Below are 25,245 nucleotides of genomic sequence, written 5' to 3'. Positions count from 1 at the left end.
CCGATGACCCGCTCCGGCAACGCCATCCTGTCGTCCTTGCGGCGCGAATGGATCCGCCTGCGCGCCGATCCATGGGATGTCGCGATGCTGACAACGATCCCGCTGGCGCTGTATCTGATGACATGGTGGATATTTTCCGCCGGCGTGGCGCGCGACCTGCCGCTGGTGGTGCACGACCGCGACCAGTCGGTGATGTCGCGCAGCCTGATCCGCATGCTCGACGCGGCGCCGGGATTGAAGGTCGTGCTGGCAGCCGACAATGAGGCCGAAGCCTTCCGGATGATCCGCGCGCGCGCGGCGTTCGGCATCGTATCGATTCCCGCCGATTTGCAGGAAGCGGTGCGCGCCGGGAGGGGCGCCAGGGTGCAATGGGCCTACAACGCCCAGTTCGCGGCGCACGCGGGAACGATGACGCGCGATGTACGGACGGTGGTGTCGACGCTGTCCGCCGGCATTGAACTGCAAGGCCGCGCCAGTCGTGGCGCCGGCCCGGGCCAGGCCGTGCAGCAGGTCGAGCCGGTCCGTACCCGGACGACGACGCTGTTCAACGAAAACGGCAGCTATATCCCATCGCTGGCGATGCCGGTGGCATTTAGCCTGCTGCATATTTTTGTCACGCTCTCGGCTGTGACGGCGCTGGGCCGCGAATTCCGCGCCGCCACGGTGTCCGACTGGCTCGCCGCCGCCGACGGCAAGCTGGGCGCGGCCTTGCTGGGCAAACTGCTCATTCCCTTCGCCGTCTTCGTGGTGCATGCGCTGTTGCTGTTCGTGCTGTTCGGCGTGGTGCTGGGCTGGCCGGTACTCGGGAGCGCGACGGCAATCCTGGCAGGCACGGCCTTCTTCATCACGGCTTACCTCGCGTTGGGGGCCTTCCTCGTCGCGTTTACATCGTCGCTGCGCTCGGCGCTGTCGGCTTGCGCCTTTGTGACGGCGCCGGCGTTCGCGTTCGCCGGCCAGGGATTTCCGCTACTCGCCATGCCCATCGGCGCGCGCATCTGGGCCGAATCGCTGCCGCTGACGCATTACCTGAAGTTACTGAACAACACCTGGATGGCGGGCGCGCCGCTGGGTGCCGGCCTCGGGACGCTTGCGGTACTGCTGGCCTTCACGCTCGTCGTGGGGGCCGCTGCGCGCATGCGCCTGGCCCGCCGCGTGACCCAGCCCGCCACCTGGGGCAAGTCATGAGCGCCCTGCGCGCAGCATCGCACGCCTTCCTGCTGACCTGGCAATCGATCTTCCGGGACAAGGCTGCGCTGCTACTGTTCTTCATTTCCGGCATTGTGTATTCCTTTTTCTATCCGCTGCCATACAGTGCGGAAACGGTGCGCCGGGTGCCGGTGGCGATTGTCGACCAGGATCATTCGGCCCTGTCGCGCCAGTTGATCCGCTACGCCGGGGCGCACTCGGCCATCCTGGTAGTTGCTGTCAGCACCCGGCCCGAGGCGGCGCAGAAGCTGATCTGGCAGGGACAGGCCGCCGGCGCGATGATCATTCCCGCCGACTTCAGCCGGAAAGTGCTGGCAGGTTTGCAACCGGAAATCGACATCAGCGGCCACGGCGCCTACCCCCTGCTGAACAAGGTGGTGCTTAACGGCCTGGCCGAGGTTGCCGGTACCGTTTCGGCCGGGATCGAATTGAAACGCCTGAGCGCCATGACGCCGTCTGGCACACAGGCCGAGGCGTCGCGCCAGCCACTGGGGGTTGAAGCGTTGCCCTTGTTCAACGTACGCGAGGGCTACGCGTCGTATATCGTGCCGGGGGTCGTGGTCCTGATCATGCAGCAGACCTTCCTGCTCGGCATCGGGCTGCTGTTCGGCAGCTGGTCGAGCGAGAAATCCTTCCCTTACGCGCAGGATGCGGCGTCCTACTGCGGCGCGCTGACTGCGTTCGCGCTGGTCGTCGCACTCAACGCGATGTACTTTTTCGGGTTTGTCTTCTGGTGGCAGGATTACCCGAGGGGCGGCAACTTGGCGGGCACAGCCATGTTGACCCTGCTGTTCGCCTACAGCGTGGCGGCATTGGGCATGTTGATTGGGATGTTCTTCCGCACCCGGGAGCGCAGCATGCAGCTGCTGGTCGCCACTTCGCTGCCGATCATGTTCTTGTCGGGACTGACCTGGCCCGCGAGCGCCATCCCGGCCCCGCTGCAGGTCCTAGGCTGGCTGTTGCCGTCGACCGCAGCCATCCAGGGTTTCGTCGCCACCAATCAGATGGGCGCGTCTCTGCACGAGGTGCGCATGGAGCTTGCAGGGCTGCTCGGCCTGGCGACCGTGTTCGTCGTCCTTGGCTTGCGCAAGTGGCGGCGCATTGTTCCGCCTCGATAGGCCGGACGCGTCCGGCCCACAGCAGCCCGCTTCAAGCTGCGCTTCCGATCAATCTAGGTTCAGCCAGATCTCATTGCGTCTCATAAACCAGGGGGTCATGGGGCCGTTGTAGCGGGAAAGCACCGGTTCGCCCTTCCATACGACATTGGCTGCGCGCAGTCCTTCCTGGAGTTTGCTTAAATGCTTTTCGTAATTCGATTCCGACCAAAAGCCGGAATAACGGATCACCGCTACCCGCCGGGAAGGTATTTCGCGCAGTGTGACTCGGGGATCGAGGGGTTCCGGTGCATTCTCCATATTGATGTCTTCAGGCAGAACAAACTGCACCAGCATACCGCCGCTGGCGACGCTCTGGGTCACCGGCGCCGTCATTTCCAGCTTCATGGGGGCGGCGGCCTGGGTCACGGGGGCGGTCATGGCGAGCTTGCGTTCGCCCTTGTTCTTTCCGAAGATATAGCCCGCCAAAATGGGGAAGGCGCGGTTGCCTGCCTCGCTGGCGGGGGCCGAAACCAATACCTCGGCGACGGTGTAGGGCGCGTATTGGCGAATTTCAAATTCAGGGAAAGTGCGCAAAGTGGTGTAGAAGGGTTCTTCGATCGCGTAGCTGGTCGCAGGCAGCATTGTCAGCGAGAACACGACCGCGAGGTTTGCCGGCGATATTGCATGCCATGGCCTCGCACCTCGGCGCACGTCTTGAACGGAAGATTTCATGGAGAAGTTTTTCCGGGTGGGTTGGTCGGGAAAGCATACACCTTACTTGGTTTATCCTCATGAAGCCCATGTATCCATGTCGCTGCCGATTTCAACTTGGCAAGGGCTGGTGTATTCGGGGACCCGCATTTGCCGTCGTGGGCGTTACGTGCGCGATGATGCCATTTCGGCTAACGCCAATATTGGTTACCGGTCGCGTTTCGAACGCGAAGATGGGGCGCGCGACGCCTATGCACACGGTACTGGCCCGGCAGCGCTCAAGTCGATATCGATGAATACAGGGCGTGCGCCTTGGCCGGTGAACAATTCGCGTGAAAACGTAGCGGTTCTGACGAGTGGACGATTTGGTCGCGTGCCCGGAGCCCAAAGAGACACCGGCAATGGACCGGAGCAGAGGACTACGACTCCCGGAAACGACAACGCCCACTTGCATGAGTGGGCGTTGCGTGAACGATGTTCTTGGTGGCCCGGGGCGGAATCGAACCACCGACACAAGGATTTTCAATCCTCTGCTCTACCAACTGAGCTACCAGGCCAAGAGAGGCATGATTATAGCCAGCGATTTTCACTTGCGCAAGCCCTTCCGTACGCCAATCGCCGCTTCGTAACGCCCGGCGAGTTGTTGACATCTCGCTATAATGCCCCTTATGACTACGACCACCGCCCAGCACCGCAGCGACGTCTGCATCGTCGGCAATGGCGCCATCGCCAAGACTGCCGCCCTTGGTTTCGCCCAGTCGGGGTATCGCGTGACCCTCTTGGTGCCGCCGGCGCGCCCGGCACCCGAGAAGCCGACCTCGTCCGCTGCGGAAAAACCCTGGGACGTGCGCGTGTATGCCCTGAACCATACGGCGCACGACCTGCTGGCCTCGCTCAAGGTCTGGGGCGCGCTCGACCTGGCACGGGTGCAGGCGGTCGATGCGATGGATATCAAGGGCGACGGCGAGCAGGGCGGCAACCTCGGTTTCGACGCCTTCGGCGCCCATGTCGGCACGCTGGCGTGGATCGTCGAGGACAGCAACCTGAACGGCGCGCTGGACGCGGCGCTCAAGTTCGCCGCCAACGTGCAGCTGGTCACCGGCTGCGCCTGCGAGCTCACCTGCAGCGAGCAGGGCGCAGCCGTGCGGCTGGAAGACGGCACCAGGATCGCCTGCGAACTCGTGGTCGGGGCCGATGGCCGTGAATCCTGGGTGCGCGGCCAGTGCGACATCGGGGTCGACTACCGCATGTACCACCAGCGCGCCATCGTCGCCAACTTTTCCTGCGACAAGCCGCACCACGGCGTCGCCCACCAGTGGTTTACCTGCGCCGACGGCATCATCGCGCTGCTGCCGCTGCCGGGCAACCGCGTTTCGCTGGTGTGGTCGGCCCCGGAAACCCTGGCCGATACGCTCATGGACGAGTCGCTCGGCGAAATGGCGATCCGCCTGGCCGCCTACGCCGACGACAAGCTCGGCACGCTGCGCCCGCTCCAGCCCGAGGACGTCAAGGCGGTGCCGCTGGCGCTGGTGCGCCCGCACGCGCTGGTCGCCCCGCGCGTGGCGCTGGTGGGCGACGCCGCCCACGCCGTGCATCCGCTGGCCGGGCATGGCATGAACCTGGGCTTCGGCGACATCGTCGACCTGCTCGCCGTGCTGCGCGAACGCGAAGACCGGCGCGGCATTGCCGATGAGCGCGTGCTGGCCCGCTACGCCCGCAAGCGCAAGGAAGACGTGCTGCTGATGCAACTGGCCACCGACGGCCTCGAGCGTTTGTTCGGCGCCAACCTGGAACCCGTGCGCATCGTCCGTAATTTCGGATTAAACTTGCTCGATAAATTGCCCCTGATAAAGCGTCGCCTGATGGCGCATGCGATGGGCAAGTAACCAATTCAAGGAATTGTCATGTTGAAAACGAAGGTCGCCGTCCTGCTGGCGACGGGCCTGCTTGCATCCTGCGTGGAAGCGCAGACCAATACCGAAGCCACCATCAAGAAGGCGCTCGAACCGCGCCTGGGCGGCGCCAAGATCGAATCGATCCGCGAAACGCCGTACAGCGGCCTGTACGAAGTGCGCGTCGCCGGCGACATCCTGTACACGGACAAGAAGGGCGATTACCTGTTCATCGGCCACGTCTACGACACCAAGACCTCGACCAACCTGACCCGCGCCCGCGTCGAAGAGATCAACAAGATCAAGTTTACGGACCTGCCGCTCGAGATGGCCCTCAAGCAGGTCAAGGGCAATGGCAAGCGCGTGATCGCCGTGTTCGAAGACCCGAACTGCGGCTACTGCAAGCGCCTGCGCCAGACCACGCTCAAGGAAATCGACAACGTCACGATCTACACCTTCATGTACAACATCCTGTCCGAGGATTCGTTCGTGAAGTCGAAGAACATCTGGTGCGCACCCGACCGCGTCAAGGCCTGGGATGACTGGATGATCAACGGCAAGCTGCCGCCGACCGCGCCGGCTGCCTGCGATACGCCGAACGAGAAAGTGGCCGCGCTCGGCCAGAAGCTCAAGATCCAGGGTACGCCGGCCATCTTCTTCACCGATGGCTCCCGTATCCCGGGCGCGATCGACATGAAGGGCCTGGAAGCGAAGCTGCAGTCGTTGAAGTAATCAACATCAACAATACCTCGTCCAAAACAGGGAGTAGACCATGGTCACCTTGAACATCAACGGGCGCGACCTTCAGGTCGACGCCGACCCCGCCACGCCCATCCTCTGGGCGCTGCGCGACAATCTCGACATGACCGGCACCAAGTTCGGCTGCGGCGCGGCGCTGTGCGGCGCCTGCACCGTGCACCTGGACGGCAACCCGATCCGCTCCTGCGTCACGCCGATATCAAGCGCGCAGGGCTTGAAGATCACCACCATCGAAGCGATGGAAGGCGACAAGGTCGGCAAGGCGGTGCAGGACGCCTGGGTCAAGCACGACGTGCCGCAATGCGGCTACTGCCAGAGCGGGCAGGTGATGAGCGCCGTCGCCCTGCTGCGCACGAACAAGCGTCCGCTCGACGCCGATATCGACAACGCCATGAGCGGCAACATCTGCCGCTGCGGCACCTATCAACGGATCCGCGCGGCCATCAAGGACGCCGCCAAGACCCTGGCATAAGGAGCCGACATGCGCACAGAATGGTTCAATGGCGCGGCAGCTGCTGCCGCCACCGGCATGGCCTCGCGCCGTGGTTTCCTCAAGGCCGGCGCCGGCGCGACCGGTGGCCTGGTGCTGGGCTTCTTCCTGCCTGCCGGCGGTCGCCTGGCGCAGGCCGCGTCACCCAAGCCGGTTGAGGCGCCCAACGCCTTCCTGCGCGTGGCGCCGGACAATACCGTCACCGTCGTCGTCAACCGCCTCGAATTCGGCCAGGGCGTGCACACCGCCTTGCCGATGGTGCTGGCCGAAGAACTGGACGCCGACTGGTCGCAGATGCGCGCCGAGCTGGCGCCGGCCGCCGACGTCTACAAGGACCCTGCCTTCGGCATGCAGATCACCGGCGGCTCGGGCACCATCGCCCATTCGTTCACCCAGTACCGCGAAGTCGGCGCGCGCGCCCGCAGCATGCTGGTGGCGGCTGCCGCCGGCCAGTGGAACGTCCGTCCGGACCAGTGCAGTACCGCGCGCGGCATGGTGCTCGGGCCGGCGGGGCAACAGGCCAGCTTTGGCGCGCTGGCCGAGGCCGCGATGAAGATGCCGGCGCCGGCCAGCGTCGTGCTGAAAGACCCGAAGCAGTTCCGCTATATCGGCAAGCCGGTCAAGCGGCTCGACGCGCGCGCCAAGTCCAGCGGCCGCCAGCAGTTCGGCCTGGACTTCAAGCCGGAAGGCGGCAAGCTGGCCGTCGCCGTGGTCGCACACCCGCCCGTCTTCGGCGCCAAGGTGGCGAAGTTCGATGCGGCCAAGGCGAAGGCGGTGCGTGGCGTGATCGCGGTGCTGGAAGTGCCGGTCGACCGCGGCGGACGTGGCGTGGCCGTGATCGCCGACGGCTACTGGCCGGCGAAACAGGCCCGCGAGCTGCTCGACATCGAATGGAACACCGAGGGCCTGGGTAAACTGAGCAGCGACGCGCAGCTGGCGGAATTCACCGCGCTGTCGAAGACCCCCGGCGCGCTGGCGCGCAAGAGCGAGGCGCCACTTGCGGGCACGGCGACGAAGACAATCTCGGCGGTCTATGAATTCCCCTACCTCGCCCACGCACCGATGGAACCGATCAACTGCACGGTCGAGCTCAAGGACGACCATTGCACGCTGTGGGTCGGCTCGCAGTTCCAGACCGGCGACCAGGCCGCGGCAGCCGCGGCGGCCGGCCTGAAACCCACCCAGGTGACCCTGCATACACTGATGGCGGGCGGCGGTTTCGGGCGCCGCGCGGTGCCGACCTCGGACTTCGTGGTCGAGGCGGTGAACATCGCCAAGGCATACAAGGCGGCGGGGCACAGCGGCCCGGTCAAGATGGTGTGGAGCCGCGAAGACGACATCAAGGGCGGCTACTACCGGCCGTCGCACGTGCACCGCGCCGACCTGAAGCTGGCAGCGAAGGGCGATATCGTCAGCTGGGACCATGTGATCGTCGGCCAGTCGATCGCCGCCGGCACGCCCTTCGAAGGCTTCATGATCAAGAACGGCGTCGACGCCACCATGGTCGAAGGCATGGGCGCGCCGTATGACGTGCCGCTGAACCTGAGCGCCCACATCGCCAAGGCCAACGTGCCGGTGTTGTGGTGGCGCTCGGTGGGCTCGACCCACACGGCCTTTGTGATGGAGACCCTGATCGACGAGGCGGCCCACCTGGCGGGCCAGGATCCGGTGGCCTACCGCAAGAAGCTGATCGACCCGAAGCACACGCGCCACCTGGCGGCGCTCGACCTGGCGGTGGCCAAGTCGGGCTACGGCAAGAAGGCCCTGCCGAAGGGCCGCGCCTGGGGCGTGGCCGTGCACGAGTCGTTTGGCACCGTGGTCGCCTACGTCGTCGAGGCCTCGGTCAAGGACGGCATGCCCAAGCTGCACAAGGTCACCGCCGGCGTGCACTGCAACCTGGCGGTCAACCCGCTCAGCATCGAGGCACAGATCCAGGGCGCGGCGCTGATGGGGCTGGGCATGACCCTGCCTGGCGCCGCGATCACGCTCAAGGATGGCGTGGTCGAGCAGCAGAACTTCGGCGACTACACGGTGGCGCGCATGACCGACATGCCGCAGGTGGCCGTGCACATCGCGCCGTCCAGCGATCCGCCGACTGGCATCGGCGAGCCGGGCCTGCCGCCGCTGGCGCCGGCCTTCGCCAACGCCGTGTTCCGCATTACCGGCAAGCGCCTGCGCAAGCTGCCCTTCGACCTGGCCTCCGCCTGAGCGATGGGCCTGGCCGGCATCCTGCTTGCCGCCGGCCGCGGCCGGCGCTTCGATCCTGAGGGCGTGCGCAATAAGCTGCTCCAGCGGCTCCCGGGTGGCGAGCTTGTCGTCGCCGCCAGCGCGCGCCGCCTGCTTGCCTGTACCGGCCGCGTCGTCGCGGTGGTGCCGCCGGACGATGGCGGCGTGGCGGATATCCTGCGCGCGCTCGGCTGCGAAGTCACCATGTGTATGGCGGCCGACACCGGCATGGGCGCGTCGCTGGTGCACGCGGTGCGCCATGCGTTGCCGGCCGACGGCTGGCTGGTGGCGCTGGGCGACATGCCCTTCGTGCGGGACGCGACGCTGGCGGCGCTGCGCGACGCGGTACTGGGCGGGGCCGGCATCGCCGTGCCGCTGCATGGCGGGCAGCGCGGCAATCCCGTGGCCTTTGGCAGCCGCCATCTCGACGGGCTGCTGGCGCTGGGCGGCGACCAGGGGGCGCGCCGGCTGCTCCGCGAACACCCCGTGACCGAGGTACTGGTGGACGACCCCGGCATCCTGCGCGACATCGACCTGGCTTCCGATCTTCCCGCATGACGTATGCATGTCAAAATTCCCAGTCGTCATCGAATCCGATTACACTAAGGGCACAACGAGAACAACAGCGGCCCGCGCGACCAACATCATGAAAAAACCTTCCCAGAAAACGCAGCCCGCCATCCTCTACACCATCGTCCCGAAAGACCTGGCCGGCCACCTGTTCAACGTCACCGTGACCGTGGCGGCGCCGGATCCGGAAGGCCAGGTCTTCGCCCTGCCGGCCTGGATCCCGGGCAGCTACATGATCCGCGAGTTCGCCCGCAACATCGTGCGCATCCGCGCCGAGAGCGGCGCCAACGAGGTGGCGCTGGCGAAACTGGACAAGCACACCTGGCGCGCCGCGCGCACCGCCGGCCCGCTCACGGTGCACTACGAGGTGTACGCCTGGGACCTGTCGGTGCGCGCCGCCCACCTCGACCAGACCCACGGCTTCTTCAACGGCACCAGCGTGTTCCTGCGCGTGGCGGGGCAGGAAGCCCAGCCGCACCAGGTCGACATCCAGCGCCCCGCCGACCCGGCGGCCAAGTCCTGGCGCGTGGCCACCGCCATGAAGGAGCTGGGCGCGAAACGCTACGGCTTCGGCACCTACGTCGCACCGGACTACGACGAACTGATCGACCATCCGGTCGAGATGGGCGACTTCGAGCTGGCCAGCTTCAAGGCCCACGGCGTCGCGCACGACATCGTCATCACGGGCCGCGTGCCCAACATCGACATGCCGCGCCTGTGCGCCGACCTGAAAGCCATCTGCGAAGCGCAGATCGCCTTCTTCGACCCGCAAGGCAAGCGCGCGCCGATGGAGCGCTATGTGTTCATGACGATGGCGGTGGGCGACGGCTACGGCGGCCTCGAGCACCGCGCCTCGACCGCCCTGATCTGCGCCCGCGCCGACCTGCCGAGCCTGGCCACGCCCAAGAGCGCCGAACCCGGCGAAGGCTACCTGCGCTTCCTGGGCCTGTGCAGCCACGAGTACTTCCACACCTGGAACGTCAAGCGCATCAAGCCGGCGGTGTTCGCGCCCTACGACCTGCAGGTCGAGAACTATACGCCGCTGCTCTGGCTGTTCGAAGGCTTCACCAGCTACTACGACGACCTGATGCTGGTGCGCGCCGGGATCATCGGCGAAGCGACTTACCTCAAGCTGCTGTCCAAGACCGTGGGCGGCGTGTTGCGCGGCAGCGGGCGCACCAAGCAGAGCGTGGCCGAGTCGAGCTTCGACGCCTGGAGCAAGTACTACCGCCAGGACGAGAATTCGCCCAACGCGATCATTAGTTACTACACCAAGGGCTCGCTGATCGGCCTGGCCTTCGACCTGACCATCCGCGCCAAGACCGGCGGCGCCCGCTCGCTCGACGACGTGATGCGCACGCTGTGGGAACGCTTCGGCCGCGACTTCTACAGTGGCGCCGGGCGCGGCGTGACGGAAGCGGAGGTCGAGGCGATCTTCGATGAAGTCGGCGGCACCCGCCTGCGCTCCCAGTTCGAACGCTGGGTCCGCGGCACCGAAGACCTGCCGCTGGCCAAGCTGTATGCGCCTTTCGGCGTGAAGCTGGTCGACGAGCGCAAGGCCGGCAAGCCTTCGCTCGACGCCGGCATCGGCCGCGACCCGCTGGGCGCCAAGCTCACGCAAGTGCACGAAGGCGGCGCCGCCCACCGCGCCGGCCTGTCGGCGCACGATGTCGTGATTGCCATCGACGGCCTGCGCGCCATCGGCAACCCGCCGAACGTCGACACGCTGCTGGCGCGCTACCGGGTCGGCGACAAAGTCACCGTGCACGCCTTCCGCCGCGATGAACTGATGCAGTTCGAGGTCACGCTGCAGGGCGACCGCATGCCGGCGGTCACCCTGTCGCAGGCCGTGGCCGGCAAGAAGTCGTCGGCCCTCAAGCGCCCCAGCAGCATCTGACCGTAGGGTGGACGGCTCCGCCGTCCGCGCGTTCAACCCGCATCCGCACCGAGGCCCCATTGAAAACCGCCCTGATCGCCGCCGTCCTCTCGCTGTCCCTGCCTGCCTCCGCTCAACTCCCGGGTCCGCTGAAAAGCGACGTGACCATCCGCGTCAACGGCATGTACCCCTGGCTCGACACGGTCTACAAGGACCTGCACGCCCACCCCGAAATCGCCTTCCAGGAAGTGCGCACCGCCGGCAAGCTGGCCGCTGAAATGCGCAAGCTCGGTTTCGAGGTCACCGAAAAGGTCGGCAAGACCGGCATCGTCGCCGTCCTGAAAAACGGCGCCGGCCCGACGGTATTGGTGCGCACCGAGATGGACGGCCTGCCGATGGAAGAAAAGACCGGCTTGCCCTATGCCAGCCGCGCCCGTACGGTGAGCGACGGCCGCGAGAGTTTCGTCACCCACAGTTGCGGCCACGACGTCCACATGGCCAGCTGGCTGGGCGCCGCGCGCACCCTGGTGGAACTCAAATCGCAGTGGAAGGGCACCCTGGTGTTCATCGCCCAGCCGGCCGAAGAAATTGTGGCCGGCGCCAAGGCGATGCTGGACGACGGCCTGTTCAAGCGCTTCCCCAAACCCGACTACGCCTTCGCGCTGCATTCCTGGCCGCTGGCGCATGGCACGGTGGGCTTCAACTCCGGCCCGGTATCGTCCAACTCGGACGCCATCGAGATCGTCTTCAAGGGCCGCGGCGGCCACGGCTCCGCGCCGGACAAATCGCTCGACCCGATCACCATCGCCGCCCGCTTCGTGGTGGACGTGCAGACGGTCGTCAGCCGCGAGAAGGACCCGAAGGAATTCGGCGTGGTCACCATTGGCGCGATCCAGGGCGGCACGGTGGGCAATATCATTCCCGACAGCGTGCAGGTGCGCGGTACCATCCGTTCCTACAACCCGGCGGTGCGCGCCAAGCTGCTCGACGGCGTGCGCCGGGTGGCCAATGCATCGGCCGCGATGGCCGGCGCGCCGGCGCCGGACGTGCAGCTCATCAGTGGCGGCGCGGCCATCGTCAACAGCGAAGCGCTGGTGGCGAAAACCGAAGCGGTGTTCAAGGACGCCTTCGGCGCCGCCAACGCCCAGCGCATGCCGGCGATGACGGCCAGCGAAGACTTCTCGATGTTCGTCAACGAAGGCGTGCCGTCGATGTTCTTCTTTACCGGCGTGTACGACCCGAAAGCGCTTGCGGAAGCCGAGCGCGCCGGCGGCAAGCCGATCGCCTTCAACCACTCCCCGTTCTACGCACCCGTGCCGGAACCGTCGATCAAGACGGCCGCGCAGGCGATGAGCCTGGCTGTGCTCAACGTCCTGCGGCGCTAGGCAAGCTCCCTTCCTACTGCGGCCCGGCCAGGGTGCGCAGCTGGAAGCGGTAGTTGCCGTTGAACAGGAAGGTTTCCGAGAAGGTCATGGCGCTATTGTTCGCAAGCAGTCCCTCCGGGCGCGGCAGGGGGCCGCTGCGCTGCATCGAGGCCAGCGCCACCTTCGACGCATCCGGGTCGCGCGAGCGCTGCACCCGTACGTCTGTAAGCTGGCCGTCCCTGTCCACCGTGATGTTCACCACCACGATCGCCGGCAGCATGGGCGGCAGGCGGCCGCTGAAGGTGTGGGCGGCATTGCGGTCGACGATGTGGCGCGCGACGCTGGCCTTGTAGGCGTCGAGCGTGAGCGACGGCGGCGGGGCCGGGGCTGCCGTGGGGATAGGGTCGACGGTGATGGTGCTGCGTTCTTCGACCGGGACTTCAGGCCGGGCGGCGCATCCGCACAGGACTGCCAGCACGATGGCGGGTGTGACTTTGCTGCGGAGGGAAGTGTTCATGGTGGATGATCGCGCGTCGGAGGTTGACGCCTCGGGGGCGTTCAACTTGGACTCGGCGGTTCATCGGGAGTTCCGCTGGTTTGCGGTGGGGGTGATGGTGTGGCTTCGGCGGGGAACTTGGGTTCCGGCCTGCGCCGGAACGACGGTTTTTAGTGCGCGTGTCGAAAAATATCTATGTGCTACATCCTTCAGTACGTCGTACGCGCCACTGGCGCCTACGACTTCCCGCGAAGGCGGGAACCCAAGTTCGTCTAGCATCCAGTAAACCTGAATCTAGCCAAACAAGCGCTGCAACTCCACCCCCGGATCTGGAGCACGCATGAACGCCTCCCCCACGAGAAACGCATGCACCTCCGCCTCCCGCATCCGCTTCACATCCGCCGTCCCGAGAATGCCCGATTCCGTCACCACCAGCCTATCCTTCGGGATGCGCGGCAGCAGCGCCAGCGTGTTCTCGAGCGACACCTCGAAGGTACGCAGGTTGCGGTTGTTAATCCCCAGCAGCGGCGTTTTGAGCTTGAGCGCCGCCGTCAGCTCCTCACCGTCGTGCACTTCCACCAGCACGTCCATGCCCAGCTCCTGCGCGCAGGCTTCCAGTTCCGCCATCAGGCCATGGTCCAGCGCCGACACGATCAAGAGGATCGCGTCCGCCCCCATTGCGCGCGCCTCGTACACCTGGTACATGTCGACCATGAAGTCCTTGCGGATCACCGGCAGCGCGCAGGCGGCCCTGGCCTGGCGCAGGTAGTCGACGGACCCCTGGAAGAACTGCACGTCGGTCAGCACCGACAGGCAGGCCGCGCCATGCTCGGCGTAGCTTTGCGCGATCGCCGCCGGCTGGAAATCCGGCCGCAGCACGCCTTTCGAGGGCGAGGCTTTCTTCACTTCCGCGATGATGCCGGCGTGACCGGCTGCGATCTTGCTGCGCAGGCTGGCCTCGAAACCGCGGATTGCGCGGCGCGATTCGGTGTCGCTTTCCACTTCGCGGCGCAGGCTGGCCAGGTCGCGGTGCTTCTTGGCCGCGGCCACTTCGTCGGCCTTGACGGCCAGGATCTTGTTCAGGATATCGGACATAGGAATTCGTTAGTGTTGCTTGGACAGTGCGAGCTTCACGCCGAGCCAGACGAACAGGCCGCCGGTGGCGCGCTTGAGCCACAGCGAAAAGCTCGGGTTGAGCTTGATGCGCTCGCTTGCCTTGGCCGTGGCAACGGCCAGGGCGCCGGACCACAGCATGCCGTTGAAGTTGAAAATGCACCCCAGGACGATGAAGGCCATCGCCTTGTTCGGTGCGTCGATGCTGATGAATTGCGGGACGAACGCCAGGAAGAACAGTGCGACCTTCGGATTGAGTACATTGGTCAGGAAGCCCTGCGCGAAGATTTTCCGGTAGGGCAGGGCGGGTAGTTCCATGGCGGCTTGCGCACCATCTGCCTTGCGGCTGCGTAGCAGGCCCACCGCCATCCACAGGATATACGCCGCGCCCACCAGTTTGACCACCGTGAAGGCGGTTGCCGACGTCGCCAGCAGCGCCGACAATCCCACGGCGGCGGCAAGGATATGCACCAGCGTGCCGGTGCAGATGCCCAGCGTCGCGGCCACGCCGGCGCGCCAGCCCTGGGTCGCGCTGCGCGTCATGACCAGCAGCGAATCGGGCCCCGGCATGATGTTCAGGAGCAGTCCGGAAATCACAAACAGGGGCAGGTCGTGGATGCCGAACATGCTCGTCCCTTACGCGCTGGCGCCCAGCTGGCGCGTGACGTTGACGAATTGTTCCAGCTTGGCCAGGGCCGCGCCGGAGGCGATCGTGGCGCGCGCTGTCGCCAGGCCTTCCTCGATAGAGGCACATACCCCGGCGGCATACAGCGCGGTGCCGGCGTTGAGCGCGACGATGTCGGTGGCGGGGCCGGGATCGCCGCGCAGCGCTTCGATCACGCGCAGCTTCGATTCGGCGGTATTGGCCACTTTCAGGTTGCGGCTCGAGATCATCGCCATGCCGTAGTCTTCCGGGTGGATCTCGTATTCGCGGATCTCGCCGTTCACCAGTTCACCCACCAGGGTGCCGGCGCCGAGCGAGACTTCGTCCATGTTGTCGCGGCCCCAGACCACCATCGCGTGCTGGGCGCCGAGGCGCTGCAGCACGCGCACCTGGATGCCGACCAGGTCGGGGTGGAATACTCCCATCAGGATGTTGGGTGCGCCGGCCGGGTTGGTGAGCGGCCCCAGGATATTGAAGATGCTGCGCACGCCCAGCTCGCGCCGCACCGGCGCCACGTGCTTCATGGCCGCGTGGTGGTTGGGGGCGAACATGAAGCCGATGCCGGTCTGCGCGATGGATTGCGCGATCTGCTCGGGCTTCAGGTCGATGGTCGCGCCCAGCGCTTCGATCAGGTCGGCGCTGCCGCTGGAGGACGACACGCTGCGCCCGCCATGCTTGGCCACGCGCGCCCCGGCGGCGGCGGCCACGAACATCGCCGCGCTGGAGATGTTGAAGGTATGGGCGCCGTCGCCGCCGGTGCCGACGATGTCGAGCAGCTTGGTGGTGTCGGCCATCGGCACCTTGGTCGAGAATTCACGCATGACCTGGGCGGCGGCGGTGATCTCGCCGATGGTTTCCTTCTTCACGCGCAGGCCCATGGTGAGCGCCGCCACCATGGTGGGCGACATCTCGCCCGACATGATCTGGCGGAACAGGTGCAGCATCTCGTCGTGGAAGATCTCGCGGTGTTCGATACAGCGCAGCAGGGCTTCTTGTGGGGTGATCGGCATGGCGGGTCCAGTATGGTGATAGTTTGCTTGTCGCTTGCTTGTCGCTGACGCGTCCCTCGCCCCGCACCCCCCTGCACCGTCATTCCCGCGCAGGCGGGAATCCAAGTTCGTTGCATACCGTCAGAGTCGAACCTGGCCGGTGTTCACACAAAATTGGGTTCCCGCCTTCGCGGGAACGACGGTCTTCAGGATAGCGGTGTACGCAGGCGGGGATGAATCTCAGCGCGCGAGAAAATTCTTGAACAACGCATGCCCATGCTCCGACAGGATCGACTCGGGATGGAACTGCACCCCTTCGATGTCGTATTCCTTGTGGCGCACGCCCATGATCTCGCCGTCGTCGGTCCACGCCGTCACTTCCAGGCAGGACGGCAGCGACGAGCGCTCGATTGCCAGCGAGTGGTAGCGGATTACGGTAAATGGGCTCGGCAAGCCCTTGAACACGCCTTCGCCGGTATGCGCGATCAGCGAGGTCTTGCCGTGCATGACCTGCTTGGCGCGGATGACCTTGCCGCCAAACGCTTCGCCGATCGCCTGGTGACCCAGGCACACGCCCAGGATCGGCAGCTTGCCCTTGAATTCGCGCAGGATGTCGAGCGAGATGCCGGCATCCTTGGGCGACTTCGGTCCGGGCGAGATGCAGATGCGCTCCGGCGCCAGCGCTGCGATCTCGTCCAGTGTGATTTCGTCGTTGCGCACCGTGTGCACGTCTTCGCCCAGCTCGCCCAGGTACTGGACGATGTTGTAGGTGAACGAGTCGTAGTTGTCGATCATCAGCAGCATGTCAGAACTCCCCATCCAGGCCGTCTTGCACCTGTTCGGCGGCGCGCAGCACGGCGCGTGCCTTGTTTTCGGTTTCCTGCCATTCCATCTCGGGGATCGAATCGGCCACGATGCCGGCCGCGGCCTGCACGTAGAGGTTGCCGTCCTTGATCACGCCGGTGCGGATCGCGATCGCCACGTCCATCTCGCCGCCAAAGGACAGGTAGCCGCAGGCGCCGCCATAGATGCCGCGCTTGACCGGTTCGAGTTCATCGATCACTTCCATCGCGCGCACTTTCGGCGCACCAGTGAGCGTCCCGGCAGGGAAGGTGGCGCGCAGCACGTCCAGGTTCGACAGGCCGTCTTTCAGCTTGCCTTCCACGTTCGAGACGATGTGCTGCACGTGCGAATATTTTTCGATGACCAGGCGGTCGGTGACTTTCACGCTGCCGGTGTCGGCGATGCGGCCGATGTCGTTGCGCGCCAGGTCGATCAGCATCACGTGCTCGGCGATTTCCTTGGGGTCGGACAGCAGCTCGGCCGCCAGCTCGGTATCGCGTTCCGGCGTATTGCCGCGCGGGCGGGTGCCGGCGATCGGGCGCAGCGTGACTTTCTTGCCGCCTTCGGGCAAGGTTTCGTTGCGCACCAGGATTTCCGGCGAGGCGCCGACGATCTGCATGTCGCCGAAGTTGTAGTAGTACATGTAGGGCGACGGGTTCAGCGAACGCAGCGAGCGGTACAGCGACAGCGGCGAATCGACATAGGGCATGCGGATGCGCTGGCCGATCTGTACCTGCATCAGGTCGCCGGCCATCACGTAGTCGTGGGCCTTCGCCACCGCTTTCAAATAGTCGTCCTTGCTGAACTGGCGCACCGCCTCGGTGCGCACCGAGCTCGAGGTCACCGGCGCATCGACGCTCCGGCGCAGCATCACGCGCAGGTCTTTCAGGCGCTGGCGGCCCTTCGCGAAGGCTTCGGGCTGGCCTGGGTCGGCATACACGATGAGGTAGAGCTTGCCCGACAGGTTGTCGATCACCGCCAGTTCTTCGGTGAGCATGAGCTGGATGTCCGGCAGGCCGAGTTCGTCCGGCGGGCAGCTATGGGCCAGCTTGTGCTCGATGTGGCGCACGGTGTCGTAGCCGAAGTAGCCGGCCAGGCCGCCGCAGAAGCGCGGCAGGCCGGGACGCAGGGCGACCCGGAAGCGCGACTGGTAGGCTTCGATGAATTCGAGCGGGTTGCCCTCGTGGGTTTCAATGACCTCGCCGTGCTTCACCACTTCGGTGCTGGTGCCGCTGCTGCGCACCAGGGTCGATGCCGGCAGGCCGATGAAGGAGTAGCGCCCGAAGCGCTCGCCGCCCACCACCGATTCGAGCAGGAAGGTGTTCTTGCCGGCGCTTTGGGACTGGGCCAGCTTGAGGTAGAGCGTGAGCGGGGTTTCCAGGTCGGCGAAGGCTTCCGCGATCAAGGGGATGCGGTTGTAGCCCTGGTTGGCCAGCGACTTGAATTCGAGTTCGGTCATGTTTTCTCCAGTCCGCCCAGGATGTGGGAAGGGCGGTGGTTCAGTTCAAAAAACCTGCAGGACGAAGGCGTCCGGCAGCAATCAACGCGGGTCAGTTAGCCCAGGATTGCCAGCGTCGCCACAGCCAGGCCTCAAGGGCGCCGGTCTGGTTGACAGTGTGTTTTTTGGTGAAAAACATGGTTATGTAAGTTAGGTCGAGGTGCGATTGTGTTCAGCGATCAGCTGCGCTGCTTCGAGCAGCGAACTTACTATACCATCGGAATTAATTTCTTGTATAGGCCGTCCGTGGTTATAACCATATGGCACGGTGAGCACATAACAGCCCGCGGCGCGCGCCGCTTCGGCATCGTTGGACGAGTCGCCGATCGCCACCACGCTGATTGGGGCCAAGTCGAAGGCGCTGCACACGGCCAGCAGCGGCATCGGGTCCGGCTTCTTTTTCATGAACGAATCACCGCCATAAACCAGCTCGAACCACGGCGCCAGTCCCTTCTGGACGAGTAGCGGTGTAGTAAACGCAACAGGCTTGTTGGTCACGCAGGCCAGGCGCAAGCCCTGCGCCTTCATGGCGGCCAGACCTTCGAGCACGCCGTCGAACAGCGTGGCGCGGTCGCCGTTGATGGCGAGGTAGTGGCGCTGGTAGCCGGCCAGTGCGTCGTCAAACGCCGCGTCCACGCGCGCCGCGTCCCAATCGAGCAGCAGCGCGTCGCGCACCAGCTTTTCCGAGCCCTTGCCCACCAGCGGCTTGATGGTCGCCTGCGTGATGGGCTTCAATCCCAGGTCGGCGCGCATGCCGTTCAGGGCCGCCTCGAAGTCGGGCACCGTGTCGAGCATGGTGCCGTCCAGGTCGATGATGGCGGCCCGGATGGCCGCTGCGCCGGCCCGCATTACTTGCCGACCGTCGCCAGCTGGGCGCGCATCTCGTCGATCACGCCCTTGTAGTCCGGTTTGCCGAAGATGGCCGAACCGGCGACGAAGGTGTCGGCGCCTGCAGCAGCTGCCGCGGCGATGTTGTCGGCCTTGATGCCGCCATCGACTTCCAGCATGATGTCGCGGCCCGATTCGTCGATCATGCGGCGCGCGATCGCGATCTTCTTCAGTGCCTGCGGGATGAAGGACTGGCCGCCGAAGCCCGGGTTGACCGACATGATGAGGATCATGTCGATCTTGTCCATCACGTGTTCGAGGTAGTGCATCGGCGTGTGCGGGTTGAACACCAGGCCGGCCTTGCAGCCGTGGTCGCGGATCAGCTGCAGGGTGCGGTCGATGTGGTCCGAGGCTTCCGGATGGAAGGTGATGATGTTGGCGCCGGCCTTGGCGAAATCGGGGATGATGCGGTCGACCGGCTTGACCATCAGGTGTACGTCGATCGGCACCTGCACGTGCGGGCGGATCGCCTGGCACACCAGCGGGCCGATGGTCAGGTTCGGGACGTAGTGGTTGTCCATGACGTCGAAGTGGATGATGTCGGCGCCGGCGGCGACGACATTGCGCACTTCCTCGCCCAGGCGGGCGAAATCGGCGGACAGGATGCTGGGAGCGATGCGGTAGGTGGTCATGTGATGGCCATGCTGGTCAAGGAAGCCGCTATTTTACGCCGAGGAGGGGCGCAGGCGCAGCCAGCGGACGGCGCGAACCGGCGCTGCGCGGTATGATTGCCATTTGCGCCACACATGGCGCGCCGGCCGCCGCGCCGGTCAATGTTGTCGATCACGCAAGGAATGCAGATGCCCGCCTATCAATTCGCTGTCACCGTCCGGACCCAGTACCAGGCGGAGCAGTCCGACCCGGACCGGGACCAGTACGTGTTCAGCTACACCATCACGATCCAGAACACCGGCACCGTCGCCGCCCAGCTGATCTCGCGCCACTGGGTCATCACCGACGCCACCAACCAGGTACAGGAAGTGCGCGGCCTGGGCGTGGTCGGTCACCAGCCGCTGCTGCAGCCGGGCGAGAAGTTCGAATACACCAGCGGCACCCAGTCGGCCACGGCGCAGGGCTCGATGTACGGCGAATACTTCTGCGTGGCCGAAGACGGCCACCGCTTCGAAGTCCCGATTCCCGAGTTCGTCCTGTCGCAGCCGGGCGCGCTGCACTGATCTACTGCTGGTCGTCGCCGTCCTTGTGCGCCGGGTCATCCTGCGCGTCCGTGCGCCCGGCGAACATGGTCCACCAGACGATAAACACGAGCAGGAACATGGCCACGCCGGCTTCCACCATCAAGATCCACATATACGGTTTCCCATGCATTCGACACGCCGCAGTGTAACCGCTTCGCTTGCCCTCGTCGCCTTTTTGGCGGGCTGCTCGACCACGCCGCCACAAGCCCCGGCGGCCAGGCCCGCCGAGCCGGTGCGCATGCCGCCGCCGGTCGGCCCGGTCTACGTGCCCGAGCAGCCAGCGGCCCCGGTGCCGCCGGCGCCCACGCCGCTGATGACCCCGACCACCTTCAGCGCCTTGCCGGGCTGGCAGCAGGACGACCTGCGCCAGGCCTGGCCGGCGTTCACGCAATCGTGCCGGGTGCTCATCACCAAGGCCGACTGGAAAGCCGCCTGCACGGCGGCGCGCAGCATCGACGCACAAGATGGCGCAGCGGTGCGCCGCTTCTTCGAGGCATATTTTGTGCCGAATCTGATGCGCAGCGCCGACGGGGCCGACACCGGCCTCATCACCGGCTACTACGAGGCGATGCTGTACGGCTCGCGCAAGCGCGCCGGTGCCTACCAGACCCCGCTCTACCGCGTACCGCCCGACCTGCTCACGGTGGACCTGGGCAGCGTCTACCCGCAACTGAAGGGCATGCGCCTGCGCGGGCGCCTGTCGGGCAAGACCGTGGTCCCGTACAGCAGCCGCGCCGAGATCGCGCGCGCACCGTTCGCGGGCAAGGAGCTGCTGTGGGTGAACGACGCGGTGGAAGCCTTCTTCCTCGAGGTGCAGGGTTCGGGCCGGGTGCAGCTCGATACCGGCGAAACCGTGCGCGTGGCCTATGCCGACCAGAACGGCCATCCGTATAAAGCGATTGGTCGCTGGCTGATCGAGCAGGGCGAACTCACGGCCGAACAGGCCACCGCGCAGGGCATCCGAGCCTGGATCGCCGCCAACCCCACGCGCCGCCAGGAGCTGTTCAACGCCAACGCCAGCTATATCTTCTTCCGCGAAGAGAAGCTGCCCGATCCCTCGCTCGGCCCGAAGGGCGCGCAAGGTGTGCCGCTCACCCCGGGCCGCTCGGTGGCGACCGACCCGGCCTTCGTGCCACTGGGCGCGCCGCTGTTCCTGGCCACCACGGAGGCCGGCAGCGAGGTCCCGATGCAGCGCCTGATGATGGCGCAGGACACCGGCGGCGCGATCCGCGGCGCGGTGCGGGCCGACTTCTTCTATGGTTTCGGGCCCGACGCGATGGACCGGGCGGGCAAGATGAAGCAGCGCGGCACGATCTGGGTGTTGATGCCGCGTCCGGCGCCGTAACTACTCCTTGGCTTCACGAAGGCGGGTGCCGAACACGCCACCCGCCGCCAGCAGCACGGCGCCGGCGGCGATGCAGCCCAATCCCGCGCGCACGCCCAAGCCTTCGCCCAGCGCGCCTGCCAGCAGGGCGCCGAGCGGCGCCGCCGCCACGGTAAGCGCGCGCATCGTCGCCACCATCCGCCCCAGCACCGCGTCGGGCGTCACGCGCTGGCGCAGGGCGATGTAGGGCACGAAGAACAGCGTCGCGCCGCAGTCGATCCAGAACACCACCACCGCGTAGGCCGCCAGGGTCCACCCGGCGCTGCCGAACAGCGAGGGTGGAACGGCCGGCACCAGCGCAAACCCCAGCGCCGACACGCATAGTCCGATGAGGATCCCGCCGCCGGTGCCGAAACGGCGCGACAGCGGCTTGACCAGCAGCGACGCCGCCAGCACACCGAGCCCGCCCAGCATGTTCGCCATCCCCATGGTCCCGGCAGTCATGCCCAGCACGCGGGTGGCGAACAGGACGTGCAGGGCCGTGAAGCCGTAGAACAGCAGGTGCCAGCAGGCTGACACCCAGGCCAGGGTGCGCAGCAGCGGCTGGTTCCACACGAAGGCCAGGCCTTCCTGGATGTCGCGCAGCGGGTGGGTGTGGGACGGCGGCGGTTGCGGCTCGCGGGCGCGGATGCGGCGCAGGTTCAGCAGCGACACCACGAAGCCAGCCACATTGCACAGGATGGCCACCGGCGCGCCCAGCAGCTGCACCAGCCCGCCCGCCATGCCGGGGCCGAGCACGCGTGCGCCCGATTCGGTCGCGGCGAACTTCGCCTGGGCATCCACCAGGCCGTCGCGCCCGACGAGGAAGGTGAGGAAGACCTGTTCCGCGCTGCCGCCCACCACATGCCCGGCGCCGATCACGAAGCCGACTGCATACAGCCAGGGCATGTTCAGCGCATCGAACCACCATGCCAGCGGGACCGTCGCCAGGGCAGTCGCCACCATCGCATCGCTGCACATGAGGATCGGCAGGCGCCGGTTGCGCTCGAGCAGCACGCCGGAGGGCAGGCCGAACAGCAGGAAGGGAAGGGATTCGAAGGCGGCCAGGATGCCCATCTGCGCCGGGGTCGCGTGCAGGAACAGCACCGCGCAGATCGGCAGGGCCAGCTGGGTGACCTGGGCGCCGAACTGGGCCAGGATGCTGCTGAACCAGAAGCGGCGGAAATCGGGGTCGCGCATCACCGAGCCGGCGGGGATGCGCTGCTGGAGCCACTTGTTACCGAACGAAGGAATGGTGTTCTCGCGCAGAATATTGCTGATCGAATAATGATACCTGTGTTCGGATGGGCGCAAGACGTTACAATTCCCGCCATCCGTCCAACCTCACAAGGGAACTCACATGGAATATGCAGATCTGCTGATCGAAAACCACGGCAAGGTCGTCGTCATTCGCCTGAACCGTCCAAAGGCGATGAACGCGCTCAACGACAACATGATGAATGAACTGGGCGACGCGCTGCGCAGCTTCGACGCCGACAAAGGGGTGAACGTCATCGTCCTGACCGGCAGCGACAAGGCCTTTGCCGCAGGCGCGGATATCGCCGCCATGGCGAACTACACCTACACGGCCGACACCTACCCGGGCAACTACATTGGACGCAATTGGGAACACATCCTGGACATCCGCAAGCCCGTGGTCGGCGTGGTGTCGGGCTACTGCCTGGGCGGCGGCTGCGAACTGGCGATGATGTGCGACTTCCTGATCGCCGCGGATAACGCCAAATTCGGCCAGCCTGAGATCAAGGTCGGCGTGACGCCTGGCGCTGGCGGCACCCAGCGCCTGCCGCGTGCGATCTCGAAGTCGAAGGCGATGGACATGCTGCTCACCACCCGCATGATCGACGCGGCGGAAGCGGAGCGCACCGGGCTGGTGTCGCGCGTGTATCCGGCCGACAGCGTGATGGAAGAGGCGATCAAGGTCGCGCAAAGCATCGCCGAGATGCCGGTGTCGGTCGCCATGCAGATCAAGGATTGCGTCAACCAGGCCTACCAGGTGCCGCTGAACGAAGGCGTGCGCTACGAGCGCCGCTACTTCCACGCCGGCTTCGGTACGCCTGCCCAGAAAGAAGGCATGTCGGCCTTCCTCGAGAAGCGCAAGCCGAACTTCGAAGGTATGTAAGATGCGGGCGGCGGCGCTGCGTCAGGGAGTGGCGGGAGCGGCGGTGCTCGTGGCCGTCGCCGTCGCCGCCTTTGGCTGCACCTCGCTGCCGCCGCTGGGCCAGCGCACGGCTACGGTGGCGCTGGCCGGCACCGAGGCCACGCAGATGGGGCAGGCCATCGCCCCGCTGGCGGCCGCGTATCCCGGGCGATCCGGGGTGCTTCCGCTGATCGACGGGCGCGACGCCTTCGCGGCCCGCGTGCTGCTCGCCCACCATGCGCAGCGTAGTCTCGACGTCCAGTACTATATATGGCGCAACGACCTGACCGGCACGCTGATGCTGGACGCGCTGCGCAGTGCCGCGGCGCGCGGCGTCCGGGTCCGTCTCCTGCTGGACGATAACAATACCGCCGGCCTCGACCCGGTTCTCGCTGCCCTCGACCGCGAACCGAATGTCGAGGTGCGCCTGTTCAATCCCTTCGGCATGCGCCGGTGGCGTGCGCTTGGTTACCTGACCGAATTCAGCCGGCTCAACCGCCGCATGCACAACAAATCCTTCACGGCCGACAACCAGGCGACGATCGTCGGGGGCCGCAATATCGGCGACGAATACTTCGGTGCAGCAGGCGACATGCTGTTCGTCGACCTCGACGTGCTGGCGGTCGGGCCGGCGGTGCGCGCGGTGTCGCAGGACTTCGATCGCTACTGGAACAGCGTATCGGCCTATCCGGTCACGGCACTGGTCAGTCCGGAGGATGCGGAGGCCCCGGGCGTCTTCGCGGAACGCGCCGCCGGCCTGCGCCGGCAGGAGGGCGCGCAGCGCTACCTGGAGGCCATCCGTTCTTCGCCATTCGCCGAGCAGTTGGCAAGGCGCCGGCTACCGCTGGAATGGAGTATCACCCGCCTGGTGAGCGACGATCCAGGCAAGGTGTTGGGTGAAGCCCATCCGGACTCCAGGATGGCAGTCGGCCTGCGCAAACTGCTGGGAGAGCCGGAACGCCAGCTCGACATCGTTTCCCCGTATTTTGTGCCGACCCGGGATACCGTGGAAACGCTGGGCGACTTCGCCCGCCGCGGCGTGAAGGTGAGGATACTCACCAATTCGCTGGAAGCGACCGACGTCGCAGCGGTACATGCAGGGTATGCCAAATGGCGGCGCGAACTGGCCGCCTCCGGGGTAGCGCTGTTCGAGCTGCGCCGCAGGTGGGGGCCTGAATTGCCTGCGGCAGGGAAGGGGCGTTTCGGTAGCTCCGCATCGAGCCTGCATGCGAAGACCTTCGGCGTCGACGGGCGCAGCGTCTATATTGGCTCATTCAACATGGACCGGCGCTCAATCGACCTGAACACCGAGATGGGCCTGGTGATCGACAGCCCGGCCCTGGCCGGCCAGCTCGACCGCACCTTGGGTGAAGACATGCCTGATACTGCCTACGAAGTCCGCCTGGACAAGGAAGGCAAGCTCTATTGGCTGGAGCGTTCGGGCGGCAAGCTGCTGCGCCATGAGCAGGAGCCGGGCACCACGATATGGAAGCGCGCTGGCGTGCGGGTGCTGTCCCTTCTGCCCATCGACTGGCTGTTGTGAAAATTCACAGCCGAGGGCCTTGCGCGAGTGCACTGCGGTTTGCTATAGTTCGCGTCCGCTTCGGTCTTGGCCGAAAAATGTTAACGTAATCAAGTGCTTACGAAGACAAGGCTGCAGTGAAAATCTGCAACGAAGCGAACGAGGGGTTGACGAGTTAAGCGAAACACTGCATAATCTCACTTCTCTGCTGCTGACGAACACAACGCTTCGCCAGATACAGCAAGGCAGTACCGAATACCGTTCTTTAACAATCAACAGTCGATAAGTGTGGGCGTTTGATGAAGGTGCCAGTGACTTCGGTCA

General features: G+C 65.8%; 24 protein-coding genes and 1 tRNA gene. 13 read left to right on the top strand and 12 right to left on the bottom strand.

Annotated features, from left to right (window positions below):
• Positions 1-3 precede the first annotated feature (3 nt).
• Positions 4-1,185, top strand: a complete 1,182-nt coding sequence (locus BM031_RS22450; RefSeq protein ID WP_091876772.1) for an ABC transporter permease — start codon at positions 4-6, stop codon at positions 1,183-1,185.
• Positions 1,182-2,324: an ABC transporter permease gene (locus tag BM031_RS22445; protein WP_091876771.1), complete on the top strand. Its 1,143-nt coding sequence runs from the start codon at positions 1,182-1,184 to the stop codon at positions 2,322-2,324. The genes BM031_RS22450 and BM031_RS22445 overlap by 4 nt, the downstream gene beginning before the upstream one ends.
• Positions 2,325-2,372: 48 nt before the next feature.
• Here BM031_RS22445 and BM031_RS22440 read toward each other — a convergent pair whose 3' ends face one another.
• Both BM031_RS22440 and BM031_RS22435 read right to left on the bottom strand, forming a co-directional pair.
• A complete protein-coding gene (locus BM031_RS22440) occupies positions 2,373-3,035 on the bottom strand; it encodes an SOUL family heme-binding protein (RefSeq protein ID WP_218147633.1) in 663 nt (220 codons plus the stop codon).
• A gap of 460 nt (positions 3,036-3,495) precedes the next feature.
• Positions 3,496-3,571 (bottom strand) — tRNA-Phe (locus BM031_RS22435).
• A 111-nt stretch (positions 3,572-3,682) separates the two neighbouring features.
• On the opposite strand from BM031_RS22435, the gene BM031_RS22430 reads away from it, so the two are divergent.
• From BM031_RS22430 to BM031_RS22400, 7 genes are all read left to right on the top strand, one after another.
• Positions 3,683-4,900 (top strand): FAD-dependent monooxygenase, encoded by a 1,218-nt coding sequence (locus BM031_RS22430; RefSeq protein WP_091876770.1) that lies wholly within the window; start codon positions 3,683-3,685, stop codon positions 4,898-4,900.
• An 18-nt stretch (positions 4,901-4,918) separates the two neighbouring features.
• Positions 4,919-5,638, top strand: a complete 720-nt coding sequence (locus BM031_RS22425; RefSeq protein WP_091876769.1) for a DsbC family protein — start codon at positions 4,919-4,921, stop codon at positions 5,636-5,638.
• Positions 5,639-5,678: 40 nt separating this feature from the next.
• Positions 5,679-6,137 carry a (2Fe-2S)-binding protein gene (locus tag BM031_RS22420; RefSeq protein ID WP_091876768.1) on the top strand — a complete coding sequence of 153 codons (459 nt, stop codon included), beginning with the start codon at positions 5,679-5,681 and terminating at the stop codon, positions 6,135-6,137.
• A gap of 9 nt (positions 6,138-6,146) precedes the next feature.
• A complete protein-coding gene (locus BM031_RS22415; protein WP_091876767.1) occupies positions 6,147-8,363 on the top strand; it encodes a xanthine dehydrogenase family protein molybdopterin-binding subunit in 2,217 nt (738 codons plus the stop codon).
• A 3-nt stretch (positions 8,364-8,366) separates the two neighbouring features.
• Positions 8,367-8,939 carry a nucleotidyltransferase family protein gene (locus BM031_RS22410; RefSeq protein WP_091876766.1) on the top strand — a complete coding sequence of 191 codons (573 nt, stop codon included), beginning with the start codon at positions 8,367-8,369 and terminating at the stop codon, positions 8,937-8,939.
• 88 nt (positions 8,940-9,027) lie between these two features.
• Positions 9,028-10,848, top strand: a complete 1,821-nt coding sequence (locus tag BM031_RS22405) for a M61 family metallopeptidase (protein ID WP_091876765.1) — start codon at positions 9,028-9,030, stop codon at positions 10,846-10,848.
• A 59-nt stretch (positions 10,849-10,907) separates the two neighbouring features.
• Positions 10,908-12,212, top strand: coding sequence for an amidohydrolase (locus BM031_RS22400; RefSeq protein ID WP_091876764.1), 1,305 nt, complete (start codon positions 10,908-10,910; stop codon positions 12,210-12,212).
• A 13-nt stretch (positions 12,213-12,225) separates the two neighbouring features.
• Here the strand turns inward: BM031_RS22400 and BM031_RS22395 are convergent, their stop codons facing one another.
• The 8 genes from BM031_RS22395 to rpe form a co-directional block, all read right to left on the bottom strand.
• Positions 12,226-12,708, bottom strand: a complete 483-nt coding sequence (locus tag BM031_RS22395; RefSeq protein ID WP_143084679.1) for a TonB C-terminal domain-containing protein — start codon at positions 12,706-12,708, stop codon at positions 12,226-12,228.
• A gap of 273 nt (positions 12,709-12,981) precedes the next feature.
• A complete protein-coding gene (gene trpC / locus BM031_RS22385; RefSeq protein WP_091876761.1) occupies positions 12,982-13,782 on the bottom strand; it encodes an indole-3-glycerol phosphate synthase TrpC in 801 nt (266 codons plus the stop codon).
• A 9-nt stretch (positions 13,783-13,791) separates the two neighbouring features.
• A complete protein-coding gene (locus BM031_RS22380; protein WP_091876760.1) occupies positions 13,792-14,427 on the bottom strand; it encodes a LysE family translocator in 636 nt (211 codons plus the stop codon).
• 9 nt (positions 14,428-14,436) lie between these two features.
• Positions 14,437-15,474, bottom strand: coding sequence for an anthranilate phosphoribosyltransferase (gene trpD, locus BM031_RS22375; protein WP_091876759.1), 1,038 nt, complete (start codon positions 15,472-15,474; stop codon positions 14,437-14,439).
• Positions 15,475-15,693: 219 nt separating this feature from the next.
• Positions 15,694-16,257, bottom strand: coding sequence for an anthranilate synthase component II (locus BM031_RS22370; RefSeq protein ID WP_091876758.1), 564 nt, complete (start codon positions 16,255-16,257; stop codon positions 15,694-15,696).
• A 1-nt stretch (position 16,258) separates the two neighbouring features.
• The gene (trpE, locus tag BM031_RS22365; RefSeq protein ID WP_091876757.1) at positions 16,259-17,755 is read right to left on the bottom strand and encodes an anthranilate synthase component I; all 1,497 of its coding nucleotides are present in this window, start codon (positions 17,753-17,755) and stop codon (positions 16,259-16,261) included.
• 189 nt (positions 17,756-17,944) lie between these two features.
• Positions 17,945-18,643, bottom strand: a complete 699-nt coding sequence (locus BM031_RS22360; protein ID WP_091876756.1) for a phosphoglycolate phosphatase — start codon at positions 18,641-18,643, stop codon at positions 17,945-17,947.
• Positions 18,643-19,314 (bottom strand): ribulose-phosphate 3-epimerase, encoded by a 672-nt coding sequence (rpe, locus tag BM031_RS22355; protein ID WP_091876755.1) that lies wholly within the window; start codon positions 19,312-19,314, stop codon positions 18,643-18,645. Before rpe ends, BM031_RS22360 begins: the two co-directional genes overlap by 1 nt.
• Positions 19,315-19,482: 168 nt before the next feature.
• Between rpe and apaG the strand changes: the two genes are divergently transcribed.
• Positions 19,483-19,857 carry a Co2+/Mg2+ efflux facilitator ApaG/CorD gene (gene apaG, locus BM031_RS22350; protein WP_091876754.1) on the top strand — a complete coding sequence of 125 codons (375 nt, stop codon included), beginning with the start codon at positions 19,483-19,485 and terminating at the stop codon, positions 19,855-19,857.
• 1 nt (position 19,858) lies between these two features.
• On the opposite strand, the gene BM031_RS26270 is transcribed toward apaG, so the two are convergent.
• Positions 19,859-19,990: a hypothetical protein gene (locus BM031_RS26270; RefSeq protein WP_267873334.1), complete on the bottom strand. Its 132-nt coding sequence runs from the start codon at positions 19,988-19,990 to the stop codon at positions 19,859-19,861.
• A gap of 12 nt (positions 19,991-20,002) precedes the next feature.
• On the opposite strand from BM031_RS26270, the gene mltA reads away from it, so the two are divergent.
• The gene (mltA, locus tag BM031_RS22345; RefSeq protein WP_091876753.1) at positions 20,003-21,223 is read left to right on the top strand and encodes a murein transglycosylase A; all 1,221 of its coding nucleotides are present in this window, start codon (positions 20,003-20,005) and stop codon (positions 21,221-21,223) included.
• Here mltA and BM031_RS22340 read toward each other — a convergent pair whose 3' ends face one another.
• Positions 21,224-22,555 (bottom strand): MFS transporter, encoded by a 1,332-nt coding sequence (locus tag BM031_RS22340; RefSeq protein WP_229409148.1) that lies wholly within the window; start codon positions 22,553-22,555, stop codon positions 21,224-21,226. It abuts the gene before it with no gap.
• Between the two features lie 46 nt (positions 22,556-22,601).
• Here BM031_RS22340 and BM031_RS22335 point away from each other — a divergent pair, with 46 nt between their 5' ends.
• Both BM031_RS22335 and BM031_RS22330 read left to right on the top strand, forming a co-directional pair.
• The gene (locus tag BM031_RS22335; protein ID WP_091876752.1) at positions 22,602-23,381 is read left to right on the top strand and encodes an enoyl-CoA hydratase; all 780 of its coding nucleotides are present in this window, start codon (positions 22,602-22,604) and stop codon (positions 23,379-23,381) included.
• Position 23,382: 1 nt separating this feature from the next.
• The gene (locus BM031_RS22330; RefSeq protein WP_091876751.1) at positions 23,383-24,942 is read left to right on the top strand and encodes a phospholipase D family protein; all 1,560 of its coding nucleotides are present in this window, start codon (positions 23,383-23,385) and stop codon (positions 24,940-24,942) included.
• The last annotated feature ends 303 nt before the right edge of the window (positions 24,943-25,245 follow it).

Source organism: Massilia yuzhufengensis (assembly GCF_900112225.1).
GTDB classification, from domain to species: domain Bacteria; phylum Pseudomonadota; class Gammaproteobacteria; order Burkholderiales; family Burkholderiaceae_D; genus Telluria; species Telluria yuzhufengensis.
The sequence above is the reverse complement of the archived record's forward strand: the minus strand, read 5'-3'. Positions and strand labels throughout refer to the sequence as shown.

Excerpts from the sequence above, each read along its gene's own strand:
- BM031_RS22450 (WP_091876772.1), top strand. The coding sequence starts at position 4 with ATGACCCGCTCCGGCAACGCCATCCTGTCGTCCTTGCGGCGCGAATGG.
- BM031_RS22445 (WP_091876771.1), top strand. The coding sequence starts at position 1,182 with ATGAGCGCCCTGCGCGCAGCATCGCACGCCTTCCTGCTGACCTGGCAA.
- BM031_RS22440 (WP_218147633.1), bottom strand. The coding sequence starts at position 3,035 with ATGAAATCTTCCGTTCAAGACGTGCGCCGAGGTGCGAGGCCATGGCAT.
- BM031_RS22430 (WP_091876770.1), top strand. The coding sequence starts at position 3,683 with ATGACTACGACCACCGCCCAGCACCGCAGCGACGTCTGCATCGTCGGC.
- BM031_RS22425 (WP_091876769.1), top strand. The coding sequence starts at position 4,919 with ATGTTGAAAACGAAGGTCGCCGTCCTGCTGGCGACGGGCCTGCTTGCA.
- BM031_RS22420 (WP_091876768.1), top strand. The coding sequence starts at position 5,679 with ATGGTCACCTTGAACATCAACGGGCGCGACCTTCAGGTCGACGCCGAC.
- BM031_RS22415 (WP_091876767.1), top strand. The coding sequence starts at position 6,147 with ATGCGCACAGAATGGTTCAATGGCGCGGCAGCTGCTGCCGCCACCGGC.
- BM031_RS22410 (WP_091876766.1), top strand. The coding sequence starts at position 8,367 with ATGGGCCTGGCCGGCATCCTGCTTGCCGCCGGCCGCGGCCGGCGCTTC.
- BM031_RS22405 (WP_091876765.1), top strand. The coding sequence starts at position 9,028 with ATGAAAAAACCTTCCCAGAAAACGCAGCCCGCCATCCTCTACACCATC.
- BM031_RS22395 (WP_143084679.1), bottom strand. The coding sequence starts at position 12,708 with ATGAACACTTCCCTCCGCAGCAAAGTCACACCCGCCATCGTGCTGGCA.
- trpC (WP_091876761.1), bottom strand. The coding sequence starts at position 13,782 with ATGTCCGATATCCTGAACAAGATCCTGGCCGTCAAGGCCGACGAAGTG.
- BM031_RS22380 (WP_091876760.1), bottom strand. The coding sequence starts at position 14,427 with ATGTTCGGCATCCACGACCTGCCCCTGTTTGTGATTTCCGGACTGCTC.
- trpD (WP_091876759.1), bottom strand. The coding sequence starts at position 15,474 with ATGCCGATCACCCCACAAGAAGCCCTGCTGCGCTGTATCGAACACCGC.
- BM031_RS22370 (WP_091876758.1), bottom strand. The coding sequence starts at position 16,257 with ATGCTGCTGATGATCGACAACTACGACTCGTTCACCTACAACATCGTC.
- trpE (WP_091876757.1), bottom strand. The coding sequence starts at position 17,755 with ATGACCGAACTCGAATTCAAGTCGCTGGCCAACCAGGGCTACAACCGC.
- BM031_RS22360 (WP_091876756.1), bottom strand. The coding sequence starts at position 18,643 with ATGCGGGCCGGCGCAGCGGCCATCCGGGCCGCCATCATCGACCTGGAC.
- rpe (WP_091876755.1), bottom strand. The coding sequence starts at position 19,314 with ATGACCACCTACCGCATCGCTCCCAGCATCCTGTCCGCCGATTTCGCC.
- apaG (WP_091876754.1), top strand. The coding sequence starts at position 19,483 with ATGCCCGCCTATCAATTCGCTGTCACCGTCCGGACCCAGTACCAGGCG.
- BM031_RS26270 (WP_267873334.1), bottom strand. The coding sequence starts at position 19,990 with ATGTGGATCTTGATGGTGGAAGCCGGCGTGGCCATGTTCCTGCTCGTG.
- mltA (WP_091876753.1), top strand. The coding sequence starts at position 20,003 with ATGCATTCGACACGCCGCAGTGTAACCGCTTCGCTTGCCCTCGTCGCC.
- BM031_RS22335 (WP_091876752.1), top strand. The coding sequence starts at position 22,602 with ATGGAATATGCAGATCTGCTGATCGAAAACCACGGCAAGGTCGTCGTC.
- BM031_RS22330 (WP_091876751.1), top strand. The coding sequence starts at position 23,383 with ATGCGGGCGGCGGCGCTGCGTCAGGGAGTGGCGGGAGCGGCGGTGCTC.